At 71.0% G+C, this 21,305-nt stretch carries 16 protein-coding genes and 1 pseudogene; 7 read left to right on the forward strand and 10 right to left on the reverse strand.

Going from position 1 to position 21,305, the window contains the following annotated elements:
- Positions 1-72 precede the first annotated feature (72 nt).
- From ACFV6E_RS01135 to ACFV6E_RS01155, 5 genes and pseudogenes are all read right to left on the reverse strand, one after another.
- Positions 73-1,561, reverse strand: a pseudogene (locus ACFV6E_RS01135) (ISL3 family transposase); the annotation flags it as partial.
- Positions 1,562-1,724: 163 nt separating this feature from the next.
- A complete protein-coding gene (locus tag ACFV6E_RS01140) occupies positions 1,725-2,543 on the reverse strand; it encodes a carbohydrate ABC transporter permease (RefSeq protein ID WP_385161930.1) in 819 nt (272 codons plus the stop codon).
- Positions 2,533-3,540 carry a carbohydrate ABC transporter permease gene (locus ACFV6E_RS01145; RefSeq protein WP_385458688.1) on the reverse strand — a complete coding sequence of 336 codons (1,008 nt, stop codon included), beginning with the start codon at positions 3,538-3,540 and terminating at the stop codon, positions 2,533-2,535. Before ACFV6E_RS01145 ends, ACFV6E_RS01140 begins: the two co-directional genes overlap by 11 nt.
- Positions 3,537-4,973 carry an ABC transporter substrate-binding protein gene (locus ACFV6E_RS01150; protein WP_385161927.1) on the reverse strand — a complete coding sequence of 479 codons (1,437 nt, stop codon included), beginning with the start codon at positions 4,971-4,973 and terminating at the stop codon, positions 3,537-3,539. The genes ACFV6E_RS01145 and ACFV6E_RS01150 overlap by 4 nt, the downstream gene beginning before the upstream one ends.
- Positions 4,974-5,083: 110 nt before the next feature.
- A complete protein-coding gene (locus ACFV6E_RS01155) occupies positions 5,084-6,184 on the reverse strand; it encodes a glycoside hydrolase family 172 protein (RefSeq protein WP_385161925.1) in 1,101 nt (366 codons plus the stop codon).
- 170 nt (positions 6,185-6,354) lie between these two features.
- Here ACFV6E_RS01155 and ACFV6E_RS01160 point away from each other — a divergent pair, with 170 nt between their 5' ends.
- The 7 genes from ACFV6E_RS01160 (at position 6,355) to ACFV6E_RS01190 (ending at position 14,773) form a co-directional block, all read left to right on the forward strand.
- Positions 6,355-7,833, forward strand: a complete 1,479-nt coding sequence (locus tag ACFV6E_RS01160) for an FGGY-family carbohydrate kinase (protein WP_385458690.1) — start codon at positions 6,355-6,357, stop codon at positions 7,831-7,833.
- A gap of 129 nt (positions 7,834-7,962) precedes the next feature.
- Complete coding sequence (locus ACFV6E_RS01165) at positions 7,963-9,597, forward strand: fucose isomerase (protein WP_385458692.1); 1,635 nt, start codon at positions 7,963-7,965, stop codon at positions 9,595-9,597.
- Positions 9,598-9,699: 102 nt separating this feature from the next.
- Positions 9,700-10,806 carry a spermidine/putrescine ABC transporter substrate-binding protein gene (locus tag ACFV6E_RS01170; RefSeq protein WP_385458694.1) on the forward strand — a complete coding sequence of 369 codons (1,107 nt, stop codon included), beginning with the start codon at positions 9,700-9,702 and terminating at the stop codon, positions 10,804-10,806.
- Positions 10,803-11,627, forward strand: a complete 825-nt coding sequence (locus tag ACFV6E_RS01175; protein WP_385161917.1) for an ABC transporter permease — start codon at positions 10,803-10,805, stop codon at positions 11,625-11,627. Before ACFV6E_RS01170 ends, ACFV6E_RS01175 begins: the two co-directional genes overlap by 4 nt.
- Entirely contained in the window at positions 11,624-12,412 is a 789-nt protein-coding gene (locus tag ACFV6E_RS01180; RefSeq protein WP_385161915.1) for an ABC transporter permease, read from the forward strand. The genes ACFV6E_RS01175 and ACFV6E_RS01180 overlap by 4 nt, the downstream gene beginning before the upstream one ends.
- Positions 12,409-13,482, forward strand: a complete 1,074-nt coding sequence (locus tag ACFV6E_RS01185) for an ABC transporter ATP-binding protein (RefSeq protein ID WP_385458696.1) — start codon at positions 12,409-12,411, stop codon at positions 13,480-13,482. The genes ACFV6E_RS01180 and ACFV6E_RS01185 overlap by 4 nt, the downstream gene beginning before the upstream one ends.
- A gap of 10 nt (positions 13,483-13,492) precedes the next feature.
- The gene (locus ACFV6E_RS01190) at positions 13,493-14,773 is read left to right on the forward strand and encodes a glycosyltransferase (RefSeq protein ID WP_385458698.1); all 1,281 of its coding nucleotides are present in this window, start codon (positions 13,493-13,495) and stop codon (positions 14,771-14,773) included.
- Positions 14,774-14,895: 122 nt separating this feature from the next.
- Here the strand turns inward: ACFV6E_RS01190 and adh are convergent, their stop codons facing one another.
- From adh to ACFV6E_RS01215, 5 genes are all read right to left on the reverse strand, one after another.
- Positions 14,896-16,419 carry an aldehyde dehydrogenase gene (adh, locus tag ACFV6E_RS01195; RefSeq protein ID WP_385161909.1) on the reverse strand — a complete coding sequence of 508 codons (1,524 nt, stop codon included), beginning with the start codon at positions 16,417-16,419 and terminating at the stop codon, positions 14,896-14,898.
- 55 nt (positions 16,420-16,474) lie between these two features.
- Positions 16,475-17,824 carry a GAF domain-containing protein gene (locus ACFV6E_RS01200; RefSeq protein WP_385458700.1) on the reverse strand — a complete coding sequence of 450 codons (1,350 nt, stop codon included), beginning with the start codon at positions 17,822-17,824 and terminating at the stop codon, positions 16,475-16,477.
- 99 nt (positions 17,825-17,923) lie between these two features.
- On the reverse strand, positions 17,924-18,571 hold the full coding sequence (locus ACFV6E_RS01205) for an N-acetylmuramoyl-L-alanine amidase (RefSeq protein ID WP_385458702.1): 648 nt from the start codon (positions 18,569-18,571) through the stop codon (positions 17,924-17,926).
- Positions 18,572-18,738: 167 nt separating this feature from the next.
- Positions 18,739-19,752 (reverse strand): acetamidase/formamidase family protein, encoded by a 1,014-nt coding sequence (locus ACFV6E_RS01210; RefSeq protein WP_385161903.1) that lies wholly within the window; start codon positions 19,750-19,752, stop codon positions 18,739-18,741.
- On the reverse strand, positions 19,749-21,242 hold the full coding sequence (locus ACFV6E_RS01215) for an APC family permease (protein ID WP_385161901.1): 1,494 nt from the start codon (positions 21,240-21,242) through the stop codon (positions 19,749-19,751). Before ACFV6E_RS01215 ends, ACFV6E_RS01210 begins: the two co-directional genes overlap by 4 nt.
- Positions 21,243-21,305: the final 63 nt, after the last annotated feature.

Consider the following 21,305-nt stretch of genomic DNA (forward strand, 5'->3'; position numbering starts at 1 on the left):
CCGACCAAGTCGTAGTCTCATCAATGGACAAGACATCAGCGCCAACTGTTTGCCGAGTGGTCTGACGATCTGGCGTAGCAGGCGGTGGCCGGCGCGGCCGTACATCATGCGCTTGAGTAACTTGATCTTCGTGTTGGCGCCTTCGGTGCGGCCGTTGTGCCGGGGCAGGGTGAGGGCGGCATCGACGGCGGCGCGGTCGCGTTCCAGGCCGTTGGCGAAGGAGTGTAGAAAGGGCAGGTCAGCACTACGGGCTCGAGTGATCCAGGCTGTCAGCTTCCCGGCGTTGTCGTCGTGCGGAACCAGCATCTCGGCGAAGGTACGGATCTGGTCGGCCAGCACGGTCATCTCGGGGCAGGCACCGGCGAGTTGGTCGCGCAGGGCGCGCTGGGCCTCGGCGAGGTGGTGGGGGTGGCAGGTGAGCAGGCCGGTGACCTTGCGGGGTGACAGGGCGGTGTGGTCGGCCTCGACGCGTCCTTGGTTGATGGAGCGGACCAGGAGGTTGGTGCTGCCGGTGTAGCCCTGTTCCCGGATCTCCGCCAGCAGGTGGGTGACCGGGACGGCCGGGTCCTCGGTGCGGCGTCTGCGCAGATGGTCGCGGTAGGGGTCGACCAGGCAGGCCCGGTAGACGGGGGCGCGGATCATGCGGTCCGGCTCGCTGTGGCGGGCATAGCGCTTGACCGTATTCAGCGACACGCCGAAACGGCGTGCGCACGCGAGCAGGCCGACGCCCTGGTCGAGGAGGTCGTGCACCTGCCGCCATCGCTCGCGGGTGGTGGCGGCGCTTCTGCCCCCGGGCAGCGGCGGGCCGAATTTGCTCCAGCAGGAGGCGTGTGCGCCGACCTCCTTCAGCGCGGTTCCTGCCAGGCCGTGCCAGAGGTGCCAGCAGTCGCCGACCTGCACGATCGTCGGATCGGCGTCGGTGGTGGCCTTACGCGAAGGAGCCGGAGCCGTCCCGGCACACCACGCGGACGCCGGGATGCTCACGCAGCCAGGCGGTCACCGTCACCGCTAGGCGGTCGGGCAGTACGTCGATGCGCTCGCCGTTGTCCGCGTTCGTGATGACCGTGGCATAGCGGTGGCCCTTGAGCAGGGCGAACTCGTCGATCCCGGCCACCACGGGCGTGGGCCGGCCGGGCAGCGGCATGCGCATCAGAGGGTTCAGCACCGACGCCGCGGACAGCGTCTGGTGCAGCACCACGAGCAGCCGGGCACCGGCCGAGCCCGCCGGCACCACCGCGACCGCCTCGATGATCCGCCGCAGTGCCGGCGTCCTGCGCTGGTAGCGCTCCGTCAGCCCGTCGACCTGCTCGATGAACGTTGTCCTCGGGCAGGCCGGGTTCTCGCAGTACAGCCGCCGCACCGAAAGGCCGCTCACCACGGGTCGCCCGCCGGCCGACTCGTCCGCGACGTGACGCACATACCGCGAGTGCACCCAGTCCGACTCCTGACGACACCCTGGGCATGCACGGCGCGCATCTTCCCTGGTGAACGCGGTGATCCTCACGGTCTTCGGGTCGGTACTCACCCGCTCCACTCGTAATCCCGCCAGCCGGGGCAGCAGTTCGTCAAGGGTGACGTCACACACCACCAGCCTGGCACCGGCAGTCCGAGTCATGCCGCCAATCGCCCAGACGATCAACGCCTACGGAATTCTTGGAAGAGCCGGTGAGCGTACAGACCCGCCGCCGCCCGCGGGAGTGCTCTGCCTCGGCGACGTCCGGCGGTCACTTCATGCCGGACGTCTTCATCGACTCCACGATCTTCCGCTGGAAGGCGAAGAACACGGCCAGTACGGGGAGGGCGGCCACCGTCGCCGCTGCCAGGATGTAGTTCCAGTGGGAGGTGTACTGCGTCTGGAACGAGGCGATGCCGAGCTGGACCACCGTCAGGTCCGGGTCGCTGGTGGCCACCAGGGGCCAGACGAAGGCGTTCCAGTTCGCGAGGAAGAAGAAGACCGCCAGCGCGGAGAGGATCGGCCGGGACAGCGGCAGCGCGATGTTCCAGTAGACGCGCCAGTGGCCGCAGCCGTCGATGACCGCCGCCTCCTCCAGTTCCTTGGGCAGTCCCAGGTAGAACTGGCGCAGCAGGAAGATGCCGAACGCGTTGAAGACCGCCGGGACGATCAGGCCGGCGTAGCTGTCGAGCAGCCGCAGTTCGCGGGCTACCAGGAAGAGCGGGATCAGCACGACCGGAGCAGTGACCAGGAGGGTCGCGAAAATCGCCGCGAAGAGCTTCTCCCGGCCCGGGAAGCGCAGCCGCGCCAGCGCGTAGGCGGCCATCGAGTGGAAGAACAGCGCCGCCACGGTGATCACCGTCGAGACGAAGAAGCTGTTCCAGAGGTAGCGGGCGAACGGGACCTCGGTGAACACGTAGACGAAGTTCTGGAGGGTGGCGTCCCGCGGGATCAGCCTGCCGTCGGTGACGGTGGCCCGCGTCTTGAAGGCCGACGTGACCATCCAGAGCACCGGGAAGACGCTGACCAGCGACAGGACGACGGCCAGCGCGGTCAGTCCGGCGCGGGCGGCCGGGGCGTCACGCGCCATCGTCGAACCTCCCGCCCTGCGTGAACCTGAAGATCACCGCCGAGACGGCGACCATGATCAGCACCAGGAACGAGCCCATGGCCGACGCGTAGCCGTACTCCCCGTAGCCGAACGCCTGCTGGTAGATGTAGAAGATCGCCAGTGAAGTGCCGTTGGCCGGCCCCCCGTTGGTCAGGACGAAGATCAGGTCGAGGCCGCCGGTCAGGGCGGCGACCGTCGACATCAGCAGGACGAAGAAGCTGGTGGGGCGCAGCAGTGGCCAGGTGATGCGGCGGAAGGTGGTCCACGGACCCGCGCCGTCGATCCGCGCGGCCTCGTAGTACTCCTGCGGGATCTCCTGGAGCCCGGCGAGGAAAATGATCATGTAGTAGCCCATCATCACCCAGACCATGACGGCGATGACGCAGCCGAGGGCCAGGGACGGAAGTCCGAGCCAGGACGCGCCGTCGAATCCGGCGGCCCGCACGGCCCGGTTGACCGCCCCCGTCTGCTCGTCGAGCAGGAACTTCCACAGCACGCCGACCACCACGAGGCTGATGACGTACGGCAGGAAGAGCGCGGTGCGGTAGGCGCCGACGCCGGGCAGCCGCTGCTTGACGAGCAGGCCGAGACCGAGGCTCACGCAGAACAGGACGGGGACGAGAACCACCACGTACAGACCGGTGATCCGCATCGAGTCCCAGAACAGCGGATCGTCCAGCATCCGCCGGTAGTTGCCGAGCCCGATCCATTCGTACGCGCCGAAGCCGCTGACCCGGAAGAAGCTCAGCCCGACGGACAGCGCCATCGGGACCGCGACGAAGACCAGCAATCCGAGCACGTCGGGCGCGAGGAACAGCCCCGCGGCCAGCCACTCGCGGTGTTCGCGGACGCGTCGGGGATCGCGGGAGGGGGCGGGTGGTCGCGCCGGGGCCGGACCGGAGCGCCCGCCCGCCCTCTCGCGGGCCTCCCTCGCCTCCCTCGCCTCCTGCGCCTCTTTCGCGGTGACGCCGCTCATGTCAGGCTCGCCCCCTTGTAGCTCTTGGTGTACGCCCTGATGGCGCGGGCGGCCCGCTCGGCCTCGGCGGCCACGTCGCGGCCGGCCAGCATGGTGCCCTGGACGGCGTCGGAGATCGCCTTGTGGACGACCGGCGGATAGCGCGGCTCGGCCCGCCCGCCCGGAAAGATGTCGTCCTTGAACCGCTTCATGACCCCGGAGTCGTAGCCGCCTCTGGCGGCCCCGCGCTCCAGCGCGGTGGCCCGGGGCGCGAGGTCCGACTTGGCGCCCACGCACCAGTCGGCCATCCGGTCCACGCAGTCGTCCGCCATGGACCCCAGCGCCCAGACGCAGAACTCGGCCGCCGCCTCCGGGGCGCGGCCCCGCGCGTTGGCGCAGAAGGACCAGCCGCCCAGCGCGGTGACGTACCGGCCGCCCGGGGGCAGCGGCAGCCTGAAGACGCCGTAGCGGTAGTCGGGCGCGAACGCCTTGAAGCTGGAGACGTTCCAGATGCCCTGCTGCCACATCGCGACGTTGCCGGCCTTGAACCCGCTGATCACGTCACCGGCGGTGGGCGGGGTGCGCGGCGCGATGCCGTGCCGGACGGCGTCCTGCCAGAACCGCAGCGCCTGCCGCGTCGCCCGGGAGTCGAAGACGACCTCGCCGTGTGCGTCCAGGACCTCGCCGCCGCCCTGCCACAGCCACGGGTACCAGGTGAAGTTCTGGTAGTAGCCCGGGCTGGTCTCGAGGACGAGCCCGGCCCGGGTACGGGTGCGCAGCCTGTCGCCGACGGCGAGCAACTCGTCCCAGGTGGCGGGGACGTCGGCCTCGGACAGACCGGCCTTCTCCCAGACGTCCCGGGCGTAGAACACGGCCAGTGGTTCGACCTCCATGGGCAGCGCGTAGATCCGGCCGCCGACCGTCCGGCTGTCGAGCGAGGAGCCGAAGTCGTCCACGGCGGCCCGCTCCATGTGCGCGCCGAGGTCGGCCAGGACGCCGCCGTTGTAGTAGCGCAGGAAGTCGCCGGGGGAGAGCAGGAAGATGTCGGGGCCCGCGCCGGTGGCGAACGCGGACGGCAGCTTGAAACCGTTGAGGTAGGTGGGCTGCGGCAGGTGGACGAGGTCGATCCGCGGCCGGTGGGTGGCGTTCCACTTGTCGACCGTGTCGACGAACCACCGGGACTGCGCGTTGATCGCCGGGTCCGGCGAGCGCTGCGGGCCGTAGAAGTTCCAGAACTGGAGCCGGCCGCCCCGGGCACGAGCCGTGCCGCATCCGGTGAGCAGGGCCGGGGCGGTCAGGGCTGCCCCGACACCGGCTGCCCCGGCTCCGACCGCCCCCGTACCGGCCACCCCGGCACCGGCCGTCGCGGTGAGGAAGCGGCGCCTCGAAGGGGCGGAGGCGGAGGCAGGACCGGTGAGGGCCGCGCACCCGGCTTCGCCGCCGTGCTGGAGCATGCGTGCGCTCCTGTCGGAGGAGGGGACGGACGATGGGCGATCGACGGGCGGTAGACGGTCGGCGGGCGGTAGACGGTCGACGGGCGATCGACCGGCGGTCGACGGGCGGATCAGTCGACCTCGAGCGCGAGCCAGTCCGGCGCGGGTGGGCGGGCCGCCAGGCTCGGGGCGTCCAGGTAGAACAGCGCGGTACTGGCGATGTCGTCGCTGGTGTGCCGGTAGCGGTGCGGCAGGCCGTTGCCCTGGCCCGGGCCGATGCCGAGGCTCTGCACCGTGACCCGCAGGTCCGCTCCGAACCGGACGGGGTCGAGGACGTGCCAGCGGTACATCCCGAACCGCTGCTGGCTGCGGTACAGCCCGTCGGGGCGCAGGACCTGGTTGAGCCCCAGGTAGGGGGTGGTGTACGCGGTGTAGCCCCGGCCGGGCACGTCGAAGTTCCAGGCGCCGCCGAAGTAGTCCTCGGTGCCGGTACCGCAGATGGTCGGATACGCGTCGTCGCCGTCGAGGAAGAACTTGACCTCCCCCTCGCCCCACCAGCCGGGGCTGTTGACGCCCCAGGCCAGATAGGTGCCGACGTAGCTGCCCGCGCCGCCGACCGCGTCGAGCAGGGTGTGCTCCGCGCCGAACGGCACCGGACGGCTGCGCCGCCACTGCGCGTGGAAGTACGTGGCGTCCGCGCCGACCCCGGCCAGTTCGTAGTCCACCTGGTAGTAGAGGGTGACCCGCTCGGCGGACAGGTTCTCCAGCGTGATGCGCGCCCGGCGGCGGAACGGCATCGGCCAGTACGCGTTGAAGCCGCCGTTCGGATTCACGGCGACGGGCACGGACGAGACCTGGCTGAAGGTGTTCCAGCCGTTGCAGAAGAAGTCGCCGAGCGGCACCTCGACGGCCGGGTCCGCCTCGCCCTCCCAGTGCATCCGCAGCAGGGTGCCCCGCCACGCCCGGTGCGGATCGGTGGTGCACCACAGGTGACGGACGGTGCCCGGACCCTCGATGTCGGCGAGCACCGCCGTGGTGCCCGGCGCGATGTCGATGCTGGGCGAGATCTTCCAGCCAGGGCCCAGTCTGCTCGCGGCCGCCGCTCCGGTGCCCTCGGTGGCGCGGCCGCCGCCGGACTTGGCGCCGGTGACGTTCTCGGCGCTGAGGGAACGGCTCACGGCACGGCTCCTGCGCGCGAGGCCGTCGAGTCCGAGCATCGTGTCGACATCCATCTCACCGGAACGTAGGGCGGCCCCCGAGGCCGGTCAAGGAAGGCGGCCGGGCGGCTCGCGGGGTTCACCCGAGGTGCCGATCCACCTGCATATAAGCGTTTTCCCGCACCGGAGCGGCCGCGGCGCGTGCTCCCTTGAGCCTGAAATCGATCTGTGCGAGCGTGCTCGTCATGCCTCGTGAAGCAGTGCTCGGTGTGGACATCGGCACCTCGAGCAGCAAGGGCGTCCTGGCCGCTCTCGACGGCACGCTGCTCCGCTCGGCCGTACGGGAGCACAGCCCCGCCAGACCGGGGCCCGGCCGATTCGAGATGGACGCCTCCGTGTGGTGGCGCGAATTCATCGCACTGGCGCGGGAGTTGACCGCCCCCGGGGACGCCACCGTGGTCTCCGTCGGGGTCAGCGGCATGGGCCCCTGCGTCCTGCTGACCGACGAGCACGACACCCCGCTGCGCCCGGCGGTCCTGTACGGCGTCGACACCCGCTCGGTCCGTCAGATCCGGCGGATCGAGGAGCGGCTCGGCGCGGACGAGATCATCCGCCGCGGCGGTTCCGCCCTGACCACTCAGGCCGCGGGACCGAAGATCGCCTGGATCGCCGAGGAGGAGCCCGCCCGCTACGCACGTGCCCGCCGCCTGTTCATGCCGAGTTCGTGGCTGGTCCGCAAGCTCACCGGCGCCTACGTCCTGGACCACCACTCGGCCAGTCAGTGCACCCCGCTGTACGACGCCCTCGCCTGCGACTGGTACGCCCCGTGGGCCGCCGAGGTCGCCCCCGGCATCGACCTGCCGCCGCTGCGCTGGTCCGGCGAGGCGGCCGGCACCCTCACCGCCGGCGCCGCCCGGGAGACCGGCCTGCCCGCCGGCATCCCCGTCACCACCGGCACCATCGACGCCTGGGCCGAGGCCCTGAGCGTAGGGGCACAGCACACCGGTGACCTGATGCTCATGTATGGCACCACCATGTTCCTCATCCACACCGTGCCCGAGCCACTCACCAGCCCGTCCCTGTGGGGCACCGTCGGCGCACTGCCCGGAACGCGGAACCTGGCCGGCGGCATGGCCACCTCCGGCGCCGTCACCACCTGGCTGCGCGACCTCTTCGCCGACGGCGACCACGCCGAACTCACCCGCCGGGCCGCCGAGTCGGGCCCCGGCGCCAACGGCCTGCTGATGCTCCCGTACTTCTCCGGCGAACGCACCCCGGTCATGGACCCGGACGCCCGCGGCGTGATCGCCGGGCTGACCCTGTCGCACACCCGGGGCGACCTCTACCGGGCCGCCCTGGAAGCCACCGGGTTCGGCGTCCGGCACAACATCGAGGTGCTCGAAGCGGCGGGCGGCGACATCCGCCGCGTGGTCGCCGTCGGCGGCGGCACCCAGGGCTCCCTGTGGACCCAGCTCGTCTCCGACATCACCGGCCGCCCCCAGGAGGTGCGCACCATCACCATCGGGGCCGCTTACGGCGGCGCACTGCTCGCCGCCCAGCTCGTCGGGGACGCCGCCGTCGACGACTGGAACCCGGTGCGTACGACGGTCATACCCCGCTCCGGACACCGCGCCCGCTACGACGAGCTGTACGCCCTGTACCGGAGGCTGTACCCGGACACCGCCGGGACCGTCCACGCCCTGGCGGCACTCCAGGAGCGCTGACCGGCGCGTCCACGGCCCGGCAGCGACCAGGACCGTCCACGCCTTCACGGCGCCGCAAGAGCGCTGACCGGCGCCGCTTCCCCCACCGGCCCCCACCCCGAGGCCGGACGCACCACCAACGGAGACCCCATGCCCCCGTACACCCTGCCCCAGCCGCACCGGACGCCCGTCGCCGAGCCGGGCACCGTCCTCACCGTCGCCAGCGGCGATCTGCGTCCCGCCGCCAATCTCACCTGCTGGCCCGCCCAGGAGAAGCTGGAGAAGGACCTCACCACGGCCCTCGCCGGACTCGGCTGGACGGTCCGCCGGGGGCACGCGGTCGACGCGGCCAAGGGACACGGGTTCATCGACAGCCAGCGCGCCGGCATCGAGGTCTTCAAGAAGCTGCCGAGGGACGCCCCGCTGATCGTCGTCGAGGCCGTCTGGCAGTACAGCCACCACCTCCTCGCCGGACTGCGCGACCACCGGGGCCCGGTCCTGGTCGTGGCCAACTGGAGCGGCGAGTTCCCCGGCCTGGTCGGGCTGCTGAACCTGGCCGGCAGCCTCACCAAGGCGGGCCGCGCCTACTCCGTCCTGTGGAGCGCCGACTTCACCGACGCCTGGGCGCGCGACGGCCTGCGCACCTGGCTGGAGACGGGCACGCTCACCCACGACACCGGCCACGTGCGGCCGCTGCCGCCGCTGCCCGCGGACCCGGAGACGGAACTCGGCGCGGCCCTCGCCCGGCAACTGCGCGAGGAGAAGGCGATCATCGGCGTCTTCGACGAGGGCTGCATGGGCATGTACAACGCCGTCATCGACGACGAGTACCTCAACCCGCTCGGCATCTACAAGGAACGCCTTTCGCAGAGCGCCCTGGTGGCCGAGATGCGCACCGTCACCGACGCGGAGGCACAGGCCGTCCGTGACTGGCTGGACGAGGCCGGCCTGACCTTCCACACCGGCGCCGACGAGGCCACCGAACTCACCGACGCCCAGCTGCTCAGCCAGTTCAGGATGTACATCGCCGCGCTGCGCATCGCCGACGACTTCGGACTCGACGCGGTCGGCATCCAGTACCAGCAAGGCCTTAAGGACACCGTCCCGGCCAGCGACCTCGCCGAGGGCCTGCTCAACAACGTGCACCGGCCGCCGGTCCTCAGCCGCGACGGCACCCGCGAGCTCTACGCCGGCGCACCGCTGCCGCACTTCAACGAGGTGGACGAGGGCGTCGCCGTCGACTCCCTGGTCACCCACCGCCTCTGGACCGCGATGGGCCTCGATCCGGCCACCACGCTGCACGACGTCCGCTGGGGCGAGGAGTACGACGGCCGCTTCGTCTGGGTCTTCGAGATCTCCGGCGCGGTGCCCGCCTCGCACCACGGCGGCTACGACAGGTCGTACAGCATGCGCCAGCCGCCGATGTTCTTCCCGCTGGGCGGCGGCACGCTCAGCGGGGTCTCCCGGCCGGGCGAGATCGTCTGGTCGCGGGTGTTCCTGATGGACGGCGCCCTCCACGTCGACCTCGGCCGCGCCACCGCCGTCGAGCTGCCCGAGGAGGAGACCCGGCGCCGCCTCGACGCCACCACCCCGCAGTGGCCGATCATGCACGCGGTCCTGCACGGCGTCACCCGCGACCAGTTCATGGCCCGCCACCGCGCCAACCACCTCAACGTCGTCTACGCCCCCGACGCGGCGACCGCCGGCAAGGCCCTGCGCGCCAAGGCCGCGCTCTTCGCCCACCTGGGCGTCGCGGTGCATCTGTGCGGTGACGTGGCGCTGTAGCCCCGCTCGCCCAACTCGCGCTCCTTGATGCCCCGTTGTGCAACATGCGGCGCGATGCGACACTCACGCCGCAGCTGACGTTTCGACAGGGGGAGTCGTGACATGAGAGGCATACGCGCGGCGGGGACGGTTGCTACGGCTTTCGCCCTCTTACTGCTCACCGGTTGCGGCGGCGACGGTGACCGGAGCGGCGGCCCGGACACGCTCGACCCGGAGGCCGACCTCACCCAGCAGTCCCTGACCGTCTCCATCTGGGACGGCTACAGCCCCGAGGACCTGCCCGAGCGGGTCGAGAAGGACCTCGGGGTCCGCATGATGAAGATCGCGCACCACGCCACCAACGAAGAGATCATGGCCAGGCTCACGGCCGGCGGGGCCGGGAGCGACAGCGGCGTCGACGTCGCCTTCGTCTCCGGCCAGTACGCCCAGGCCCTGAACGAGGCCGGACTGCTGGAGCCCATCCACGCGGACCTGATCCCGAACCTCAAGAACCTCTACCCCGAGGCCCGGAAGCTCGCCTACGACAAGGGCAACACCTTCTCCGTGCCCTACACCTGGGGCACGACGGGCCTCTGCTACCGCACCGACCTGGTGAAGCAGCCGCCGACCAGCTGGAACGACCTGCTGAAGCCACCGGCCGGGCTGACGAAGAAAATCACCATGATGACCACCGAGCGCTGGCTGGCCCTGCCCGCGCTCAAGGTCAACGGCGACTCCGTCAACACCACCAGCGACCAGGACCTCGCCGCCGCCCGCACCCTGCTCCTGGACGCCAAGAAGAACCTGCTCGCCTACGACGACACCACCTTCGGCGACCGGCTGACCAAGGGGGAGACCGCGCTGGCGGAGGCCTGGGACGGCTGGTGTCCGACCAGCGAACCGAAGATCGAGTTCACGGTGCCCAAGGAGGGCAGCGACCTCTGGGTGGACACGATGGTCGTACTGAAGTCCTCGAAGAACAAAGAGGCCGCGCACGCCCTGGTCAACTACATCCTCGACCCCGACGTCCACCGCTGGGCCGCCGAGAACATCCTCTACAAGGTGCCCAACAAGGCCGCCATGGACCAGCTCGACCCCAAGCTGCTCAAGGCCAACGCGCCGCTGCGGATGACCCCGGCCGAACTGCTGAAGGGCGAGTCGATCGTCGACGTCGGCGAGGCGGCCACCAAGTACACCCGGCTGTCGACCGAGGTGGCCGCCGGCTCATGAAGCGGTGGCCTTCGACCGGCCCCGGCCTGCTCTATCTGACCGTCTTCATGGTCGTCCCGCTGGGCCTGGTGCTGAGTTACGCCTTCTTCCGGCGCGGCCGCTTCGGCGGCGTCGTGTACGAGCCGACCACCGAGAACCTCACCCGCCTCACCGACCCGCTCTACACGGACGTCCTGCTCCACTCCACCTGGATTGCCGCCCTCACCACCGTCCTCGCCCTGCTGATCGGCTACCCGACGGCACAGGTGATCGCCGGTCTGCCCCGCCGCCGGCAGACCCTCGCCCTGGTCGCCGTCGTCCTGCCGTTCTGGACCAGCTTCCTGATCCGCGTCTACGCCTGGATCGTGCTGCTCAGCGGCCCCGGCTGGCTCAACAAGGCGCTGCACACCATCGGCCTCGGCCCCGTTGAGGTGCTCTACACCGACACCGCCGTCGTCCTCGGCCTGCTCTACGCCTACCTGCCGCTGATGATCCTCCCGCTGTACGCGTCCCTGGTGCGGCTCGACCCCCAGCTGGCCGAGGCCGCCGTGAACCTGGGCGCCGGACCGTGGACCGTCTTCCGCACGGTGACGCTCCCCCTCACCCTCCCGGGCGTCCTCACCGGCTGCCTCTTCGTCTTCGTCCCGAGCTTCGGCAATTTCGTCGTCCCCGAACTGCTCGGCGGCGGACGGTCCGTGATGGTCGGCAACCTCATCCGCGACCAGTTCCTCAAGGCCCGCGACTGGCCCTTCGGCTCGGCCCTCGCACTCGCCCTGCTGGCCGGCCTGATGGTGCTGCTCCTCGCCCAGGCCTGGACGGCGAGGAGGTACGCGACCCGATGAGACCCCGGCCACTGGCGAAGGTGCCGCTCTGGCTGACGTACCTCTTCCTCTACGCGCCCGTCGTCGTCCTCGTCGTCATGTCGTTCAGCGCGGGCGACTCCCCGTACGCCTTCGAGGGGCTCAGCCTGCGCTGGTACGGCGAGCTGGCGGGAGACGACGAGATCCTGCACGGGCTGGTCAACACGCTGATCGTCGCGGCCGGCTGCGCGGCGCTGTCCACCGTCCTCGGCACGCTGCTCGCGGTCGGCACGGGGCGCGGCACCCGGTCCCGGCTGCTCGACGCGGTGACCCTGCTCCCCGCCGTCGTCCCCGACCTGCTGCTCGCCGTCTCCCTGCTCGTCCTCTACGCCGCCGTCCACTTCACCCTCGGCCTGCACAGCGTGCTGCTCGCGCACACCGTCTTTGGCACCGCGTTCGTCGCCGCGCTCGTGCGGACCCGGCTGGCGCACACCGACCCCGCGCTGGAGGAGGCGTCCCGCGACCTGGGCGCGACACCGCTGGTCACGTTCGTCCGCATCACCCTGCCGTCGCTCGCGCCGGGTATCGCCGCCGGGGCGCTGCTCGCCTTCACCCTCTCCGTCGACGAGTTCGTCATCGCGTTCTTCACGGCCGCGCCGACCGAGCCGACGCTCCCGGTCGTCGTCTACTCGATGATCCGCTTCGGCGTCACCCCGGAGATCAACGCGCTCGCGACGCTGCTGCTGACGGTCAGCTTCACCGCCGTCGTGCTCGCGCAGCGGCTCACCCGCACGACCACGCCCGGCGCTCCGGAGGTGAACGGATGATCGAGATCAGGGGGGTGAGCCACCGGTTCGGGCGGACCCGGGCCCTGGACGACGTGGCACTGGACATCGGCGAGGGCGAGTTCTGCGCGCTGCTCGGGCCGAGCGGCTGCGGCAAGACGACCCTGCTGCGCATCCTCGCCGGCTTCGAGAAGCCGGCGGCGGGCACGGTCACGCTCGACGGCCGGGACCTGCTGGCCGTGCCCCCGCACCGCCGCCCGGTCAACCTGATGTTCCAGTCGTTCGCGCTCTTCCCGCACCTGTCGGTCGAGCGGAACGTGGCCTACGGCCTGGAACGGGAACGGCTCCCGCGCCGCGAGGTGCGCGCACGGACCGACGCCGTCCTCGCCACCGTCGGCCTGACCGACCACGCCCGCCGCAGACCGCACCAGCTCTCCGGCGGACAGCGCCAGCGGGTCGCGCTCGCCCGCGCGATCGTGAAGCGGCCCCGGCTGCTGCTGCTCGACGAGCCGCTGTCGGCGCTCGACAGACAGGTGCGCGCCGAGATGCAGCTGGAGCTGAAACGGCTTCAGCACGAGGCCGGCATCACCTTCCTCGTGGTCACGCACGACCAGGAGGAGGCGATGTCCCTCGCCGACCGGATCGCGGTCATGAACGCGGGCCGCATTGAGCAGACCGACGCCCCGGTGGACCTGTACGAACGTCCGCGCACCGCGTTCGTCGCGGGCTTCGTCGGCGCGAACAACCTCTTCCCGGAGGGGGACGGTGACGGCGACTCCCTTGGCAGTGGCAGTGGCAGTGGCAGTGGCGGTGGCGGTGGCGGTGGCGGTGCGGGCGGCTTCACGGCCGTGCGTCCGGAGCGGATCCGTATGCGTACCGGTGACGGCCGTGGCGAGGGCGGTGGGGCCGGGCGGCTCACAGGCACGGTCGTCGACGTCAGCTTCCACGGCGGTACGTCGCATCTCGCCGTACACGTGCCCGACCTGCCGAAGCCGGTGCTCGTCGCCGTCCAGGGACCCTCCCGGGTCGCGCCCGGCGAGCGGGTCTCGCTCTCCTGGCCGCCGGAGGCCGCGATCCGCGTACCTGCCAGTCCGACCGAGCGTCCGACCTAGGGGGAAAGCCATGCCGGACCGCCGGCTCACCGTGCTGTTCGTGCCCGAGAGCGCGTACGGCCCCACCAACAACTGCGTGGGCATCGGCGACGTCCTGCGCCGCCGGGGCCACCGTGTCGTCTTCGCCGCCGAGGCGTCCTGGAAGGGCAGACTCGCGGCGCTCGGCTTCGAGGAGGACCTGATCGACCTCGCGCCGCCGCCGGAGGGCGAGCAGGACGCGGGCCAGTTCTGGAAGGACTTCATCCGGGACACCGCACCGGAGTTCCGCAAGCCGACCGTGGAGCAGCTGGAGACCTGGATCAAGCCCGTCTGGGAGGAGCTGATCAGCGGGGTCGAGTACTGCGAGCCGCGGTTGCGGCAGATCACCGAAGGGGTGCGGCCCGATGTGATCGTCGAGGACAACGTCATCTGCTTCCCCGCCCTGCTCACCGCGGGCAGACCGTTCGTCCGCATCATGTCGTGCAACCCGCTGGAACGGCGGACGGACGACGTGCCGCCCGTCTTCTCAGGACTGCCCTCCGCGGACCGCACCGGCTGGGCGGACTTCCGCAAGGCGTACGACCGCTCCCACCGCGCGCTCTGGGAGGAGTTCAACGCCTGGGTGGTGTCCCAGGGCGCCCCGCCCCTGCCCGACCTCGACTTCATCCACCCGGGCACCACGAACCTGTACGTGTATCCGGAGGCCGCGGACTACGGGCGCACGCTCGGCCCGGACTGGCACCGCCTCGACTCCTCGGTCCGGGAGACGGACGACACGTTCGAGCTGCCCGCGGAACTGCGCGACGGCGACGGCGCGCTGATCTACTTCTCGCTGGGCTCGCTCGGCTCGGCGGACGTGGAGTTGATGCGGCGGGTGGTCGGCGCACTGGCCGGGACCCCGCACCGCTACATCGTCTCCAAGGGCCCGCTGCACGACGAGATCGAACTCCCGCCGAACATGTGGGGCGCGGAGTTCCTGCCGCAGACGTCGATCCTGCCGCTCGTCGACCTCGTCATCACACACGGCGGCAACAACACGACCACCGAGGCCCTGCACTTCGGCAAGCCGATGGTGCTGCTGCCGCTGTTCTGGGACCAGTACGACAACGCCCAGCGGATGGCCGAGCTGGGCTTCGGCATCCGGCTGGACACCTACCGCTGCTCGGACGGGGAGCTGGCCGGGGCCGTGCAACGGCTGCTCGCGGACGGCGGACTGCGGGAACGGGTGGCCGAAGCGGGGCGGGAGATCCGCCGTCGCGACGGTGTACGCAGGGCGGCGGACCTCATCGAGCGGGCCGCGACGCCGCCTTGACCGCGAGGGAATGAGCGGAGGGGGTGAGCGGCGGGATCGAGCGGGGTCCGATCGGGGGGATCGGGGGGATCGAGAGGCACCTGGCGGGGTCCGGGCCGGGCGCCTCTCTCCTTTCCGGGCTCCTAGAAGAAGCCCAGCTTCTGCGGCGAGTAGCTCACCAGGAGGTTCTTCGTCTGCTGGTAGTGGTCGAGCATCATCTTGTGGGTCTCGCGGCCGATGCCGGACTGCTTGTAGCCGCCGAACGCCGCGTGGGCCGGGTAGGCGTGGTAGCAGTTCGTCCAGACGCGGCCCGCCTGGATCGCACGGCCCGCGCGGTAGGCGGTGTTCATGTCCCGGGTCCACACACCCGCCCCGAGCCCGTACAGCGTGTCGTTGGCGATCTTGATCGCATCGTCGAAGTCGTCGAACGACGTCACCGAGACGACCGGACCGAAGATCTCCTCCTGGAAGACACGCATCCGGTTGCTGCCCTCGAAGATCGTCGGCTGGACGTAGTACCCGCCCTTCAGCTCACCGTCGTACTCGATCCGCTCGCCGCCGGTGAGGACCTCCGCGCCCTCCTGCCGCCCGATGTCCAGGTAGGAGAGGATCTTCTCCAACTGGTCGTTGGACGCCTGGGCGCCGATCATCGTGTCGGTGTCGAGCGGATGGCCCGGCTTGATCAGCTCGGTGCGCGCGACGGCCGCGTCCAGGAAGTCCCGGTAGTGACCGCGCTGCACGAGCGCCCGCGACGGACAGGTGCACACCTCGCCCTGGTTCAGCGCGAACATCGTGAAGCCCTCGAGGGCCTTGTCGCGGAAGTCGTCGTTCTTGTCCCAGACGTCGTCGAAGAAGATGTTCGGCGACTTGCCGCCCAGCTCCAGGGTGACCGGCTTGATGTTCTCCGAGGCGTACTGCATGATCAGCCGCCCCGTCGTGGTCTCGCCGGTGAACGCGACCTTGGCGACCCGGGGGCTGGACGCGAGCGGCTTGCCCGCCTCCACACCGAATCCGTTGACGATGTTCACGACGCCCGGCGGCAGCAGGTCCGAGATCAGGCTCATCCAGTAGTGGATCGACGCGGGGGTCTGCTCGGCGGGCTTGATGACGACCGCGTTGCCCGCCGCCAGCGCCGGCGCGAGCTTCCAGACCGCCATCAGGATCGGGAAGTTCCACGGGATGATCTGCGCCACGACCCCGAGCGGCTCGTGGAAGTGGTACGCGACCGTGTCGTCGTCGACCTCGCCGAGCGAACCCTCCTGCGCCCGGATCGCCCCGGCGAAGTAGCGGAAGTGGTCGATGGCGAGCGGGATGTCGGCGGCCAGCGTCTCCCGCACCGGCTTGCCGTTCTCCCAGGTCTCGGCGACGGCCAGCCGCTCCAGGTTCGCCTCCATCCGGTCGGCGATCTTGAGCAGGATGCCGGAACGCTCGGCCACGGACGTGCGGCCCCAGGCGGGCGCCGCGGCGTGCGCCGCGTCCAGGGCGCGCTCCACGTCCTCCGCGGTGCCCCGGGCGACCTCCGTGAACGGCTGACCGTTCACCGGGCTCGGGTTCTCGAAGTACTGCCCTCGGGCCGGCGGCACGTACTCACCGCCGATGAAGTGGTCGTAACGCGCCTGGTAGGAGACGATCGCGCCGTCGGTCCCTGGCGCCGCAAATCGGGTCATGCTGTTCTGCCTCCCGTGAAGCGCTGCCCGCCGTTGGGCAGCTCTCGCCGCGAGGCTAGAAACCGGAACGTTGCAACCACGTTGCGGACGCCGCCCCCGGTCCCTGGCCTCTTCCCGGTCCCGCCGACAGCTCCGCGTCCAGCTCCGCGAGCCGCGCCCGCACGGCCGCCGTCGGCCGCACCGCGGCCAGCGCCCGCCACACGTCGAGGTCGTCCTCGCCCCACGGCGCGTGCGCCCACCGCGCCAGCAGGTCGGGATCCCGGCGGGCGACCAGCGCCGTACGCAGCCCGTCGGAGAGTCGGCGCCGCAACCGCACCACCGCCGGCGCCCCCGAACCGGGCAGCAGCGGACCCGCGTACGCCGTCACCGCCGCCGCGACGGCACCGGTACCGAGCCGCCGCTCGACGACGGCGACGTCCGACACGACCGGCACCGCCAGCCGGTACGGCCTGGACTCGAGGAGCCCGGGGCCGAGCAGCCGGCGCAGCCGTGCCAGCTCTGCGCGCAGGGTCACCGGCGTCACCGACTCGTCCTCGTACAGGGCGCACAGCAACGCGTCGCCCGTCAGCCCCTCGGGATGCCGGGACAGCACCACGACGATCTCGCTGTGCCGGCGGCTCAGCCCGACCGAGCGGCCCGACGGCAGCAGCAGCCTGGCCTCGTCCCGGCCGAGCGCGGTCAGTTCGAGCGTGTCCGACGCGGCCGGGACCGGCGCGAGCAGCGCCAACTGCGACTCCGCCGCGCGCGCCACCGCCTGCACGAACCCCAGACTGTGCGGATGCGCCAGACCGTCACCGCCGGTGATGTCCACCGCACCGAGCACCTTTCCGGTCCGCGGATCGTGCACCGGCGCGGCCGCACACGTCCACGGCTGCACCCGCCTGCTGAAGTGCTCCGCCGCGAACACTTGCACCGGCCGGTCCACGGCGACGGCCGTACCCGGCGCGTTCGTCCCGACCGCGCTCTCCGACCAGCGCGCCCCGGGAACGAAGTTCATCCGGTCCGCCGCCCGCCGCGTCGACGGATGGCCCTCCACCCACAGCAGCCTGCCCTGCGCGTCGCACACCGCCAGCAGATGCTCGCCGTCCGCCGCGAACGTCCCCATCAACTCGCGGAACAACGGCATCACCGACGCCAGCGGATGCTCGGCACGATAGGCCCCGAGGTCGCCGCCGGTGAGCTCGACGCACGCCGTGCCGTCCGGCCCCACCCCGGCCCGCGCCGAACGCCGCCACGACTCGGCCACCACGGAACGCACGGGCCGCGCCACCGTCCCCGCCTCGGTGAATCTCTCGTGGGCACGGCGCAGCGCCCGTACCCTCTCGGCCGGGTCGGTACCCGGTTCCAGGGCCACCCATGGATCGGACAAGTCGGCCTCCCGGGACAGCGATGCGGCTGGAGACATCGTTACTCCCGGTGCGCGCCCCGACAAGCTTTCGTCACCGTGCTCCTCGCGCCGGCCGCCGTCCCGCGACGCCCGGCGCGAACCACCGGAGCCCGTCGGTCAGAGGAGATTGACCAGGCGCAGGTAGCGCGTCCAGTCCCAGAGGGGCCCGGGATCGGTGTGGTCACTGCCCGGCACCTCGTAGTGACCGATGATGTGCGCCCGGTCTCTGGGAATGCCGTACTTCTCGCAGATCGTCGCGGTCAGCTTCGCCGACTCCTCGTACAGGGCGTCGGTGAAGTAGGCGGGCTGATCGACCCAGCCCTCGTGCTCGATACCGATGCTCCGGGTGTTGTAGTCCCAGTTGCCCGCGTGCCAGGCGATGTCGCGCTCACGCACGCACTGCGCGATATGCCCGTCGGCCGATCGCACGACGTAGTGGGCCGACACCTTCTTCGCGGAGCTGCCGAAGATGGCCAGTGTGTCCGTATAGGTCTCCTGGGTGACGTGGATGACGACGTAGTCGAGGGGATAGGCGCTGGGGCGGCTGGACGCCGTGTAGTTCGAGGTGCTCGCCGACACCCACTCGGCCGACGGGTAGTCGACGGCCTCGGCCTGGGTCTGTGCCTCGGCCTGTGCTTGTGCCTGGCCCTGGGCTCCGGCTGGAGTGCCGGAGGCCAGCGTGGCCGGGACGGCGGCCAGGGCCGCGCCCTGCAGGAGCCTGCGCCGACTCACGTGCCGGCTGGTGAACGGTCTCGTTCGCTCCATCGGTGTCTGCCTTTCGGGGTGGGGGGATGCCGCCCTCGGGGAGGGGCGGTGGGGAGGGGAGCTGTAAGGGGGGACTTCTGGGAGGGGCGCTGTGGGGAAGGGGGTTGTGAGTCGCCCGGGGTGCCCGGCGTGTCCGGGGTGCCCGGCCGTGGTGTCGGTGCTGGGCCTCAGCGGCCGAGTGCCGCGGCGGTCTCGCGCAGTTGGGCGTGCAGTCCGCGATGCGGTTCCCGTGCGGGGAGCCACTGCTTGCGGAGCTTGGCCACGCACGTGTAGTTGGTGTCGCAGACGTTGGCCAGCGGGGACTCGACCGCCTGGGTCGCGAACTGGTAGGCGTCCAGCTCACTGAATCCGTAGTCACGGACCAACCACTGCACCAGGTCGAGCTGGGATATCCGGAACGCGTCCTCCAGCGGGCGTGCCGAACCGGTCGAGATGATGTGGGTGTCGGACTCGATGCGGGGCCACGGAGTGGTGATGCCCTTCAGCAGTTCGACAATCACCACCGTGTTCATCGCGCACTCCACGGCGACCCCGCACGTCTCGCCCTCGCCCTGCCGCGCGTGCCCGTCACCGAGGCTCAACAGGGCGCCCTCGACGTTCACTCCGAGGAAACAGGTGACGCCGGCGCGCATCTCCGGAGTGTCCATGTTCCCTCCGTGCGCGTCCGGGACCAGGGCCGAGCGCACCTCCAGATTGGCGGGCGCCACCCCGACGGTGCCGTGCATCGGATCCATCGGCAGCTCGATCGCGAGGTCGCTGTCCCGGGCGCTGAACAGGGCGGTGCGCCGCTCCCGGTCGAGCTGCCAGATCCACACGGTCTCCGGCAGCGGCGGCTGGAGCGTGGCCGTGGTGTGCGTGGACGTGAGCGCGCCGAACAGCGGGACCGTCGTCGACGCCGCCCAGTCCCGGGCCGGTTCGACCGACACGAAGTGCACCGCCACCGTGTCACCCGGCTCGGCGCCCTCCACATGGAAGGGACCGGTCTGCGGATTGAGGAAGGGGAACTCGCAGACCTCGGACACCAGGTCCTTCTCCGACCGCACCCGTCCCGCGAAGCAGTCCTCCGTGTACAGGTCGAGGACGGTGCCCGGCGCGATGCGGGCGACGGGTGGCGCGCCGCCGAACGTCCACGCGTATTCGTCCGGTCCGGGCCGCACGGTGAGGATGCGGGGGTCACTCATGGCTGTACTGCTCCGTTCCGCCCTGAGTCCGGGCTGTCGGGGGAGGGCTCTTCGTCGAGGTGGACGCGGGCGGTCTGCGCTATGCGCTCCGGATGACGCCGCAGCAGGATGATCAGTACCACCACTCCCGCCATCATCCAGACGCCGACGACGGGGCCCGCGTACGACACGGGCGGGGTCAGCTCGGACACGAAGTCGAAGACCGGCAGGCCCGCCGCCGTCAGCAGCGCGGGTACGAAGGCGGCGATGCCCAGCAGCGGGAACACCAGATGCCGTACCGGCGAGAAGGACTCGCGTCTGCGGCGCAGGAAGTAGCCGGTGCAGGCGAGGTTCACCACGATGTACACCCCGATGACGACCGTGACGATCACCGTGGCGAGCAGCAGGAACGCGGTCACCGGATCGTAGGCGAAGCCGAGTCCGAGCACCGCCGCGACGGCCACCGCGCACTGGGCGGCGACTCCGGCGACGGGGGAGCGGTGCCGGGGGTGCACGTGCGCGAAGAGATGAGGGAAGACCCGGATCCGGGCCAGGGCGAAGGCCGTGCGCGTCGACACCGTGGCGCACGCGTTGGCGTTGGCGATCGTCGAGTTGACCACCGCGAGGAACACCAGCACCCAGAACAGTCCGAACGACGCGCGGGCCACACCCTCCCAGGAGGCGGCACCCGAGGCACCGAACTCCGTGAACCGGTCCGGACCGTAGTACACGGACATGGCGTACGTGGTCAGGACGTAGAGCAGCCCGATGGCGAGTGCCGAGCCGAGGACCGCCCGGTGCATGGTCCTGCGCGGATCCTTGGTCTCCTCGGCGAGCGGAGCCGCCGCCTCGAAGCCGGCGAAGGCCAGCACCGTGTACACCGAGCCGGCGAAGACGCCGCTGATGCCTTCGTAGCCCTCGGCCGTGTGCGATGTCCCGAAGACCGACAGGGTGTTGTCCTTACCCGCTTCGGCGATCAGCCAGACCGCGAGGACGACGAAGACCAGCACTTCGAAGACGCCCAGGACCGTCCCGAAGCGGGCGGACGCGCGCACGCCGAGATACCCGGTCACCGCTATGATCGCCGCTCCTGCCAGCGACCACGGCCACCACAGGTCCGCCGGGTAGGAGGACCACTCCTGGTGCAGGGTGCCCGCCGTGGTGAAGCCGAGCTGGAGCAGCAGCAGGGGTGGGACGAGCGCTTCCACGAACACATAGCCCCACCCGACGAGGAAGCCGACGGCCGGGTGCAGCCCCTGCGCGGCATAGGTGGAGACCGAACCCGCCGCGGGCAGGTGCCGGGCCAGCTCGGCCACGCCGGAGGCGGTGAGCAGGCAGGCCACGAGCGCCACAAGGACGGCGAGCGGCAGACTGCCGCCGGCGAAGGCGGCACCCGACGGAATGGACGCGGCCACGGCCGCGGCCGGCGCCATCGCCGTGATGCTCTGGAACAGGACCTCACGCAGCCCGACGGCCTCTCGCCTGAGCCCCGGAACCGTCTCCCCCGACATGTGCACCGCCCCCGATACGTCCGCACACACAGCCACCGGTCGGACGGCTGCGTCTCGCGTGAA

It is taken from the genome of Streptomyces sp. NPDC059785 (assembly GCF_042732375.1).
In the GTDB taxonomy this organism is placed as follows: domain Bacteria; phylum Actinomycetota; class Actinomycetes; order Streptomycetales; family Streptomycetaceae; genus Streptomyces.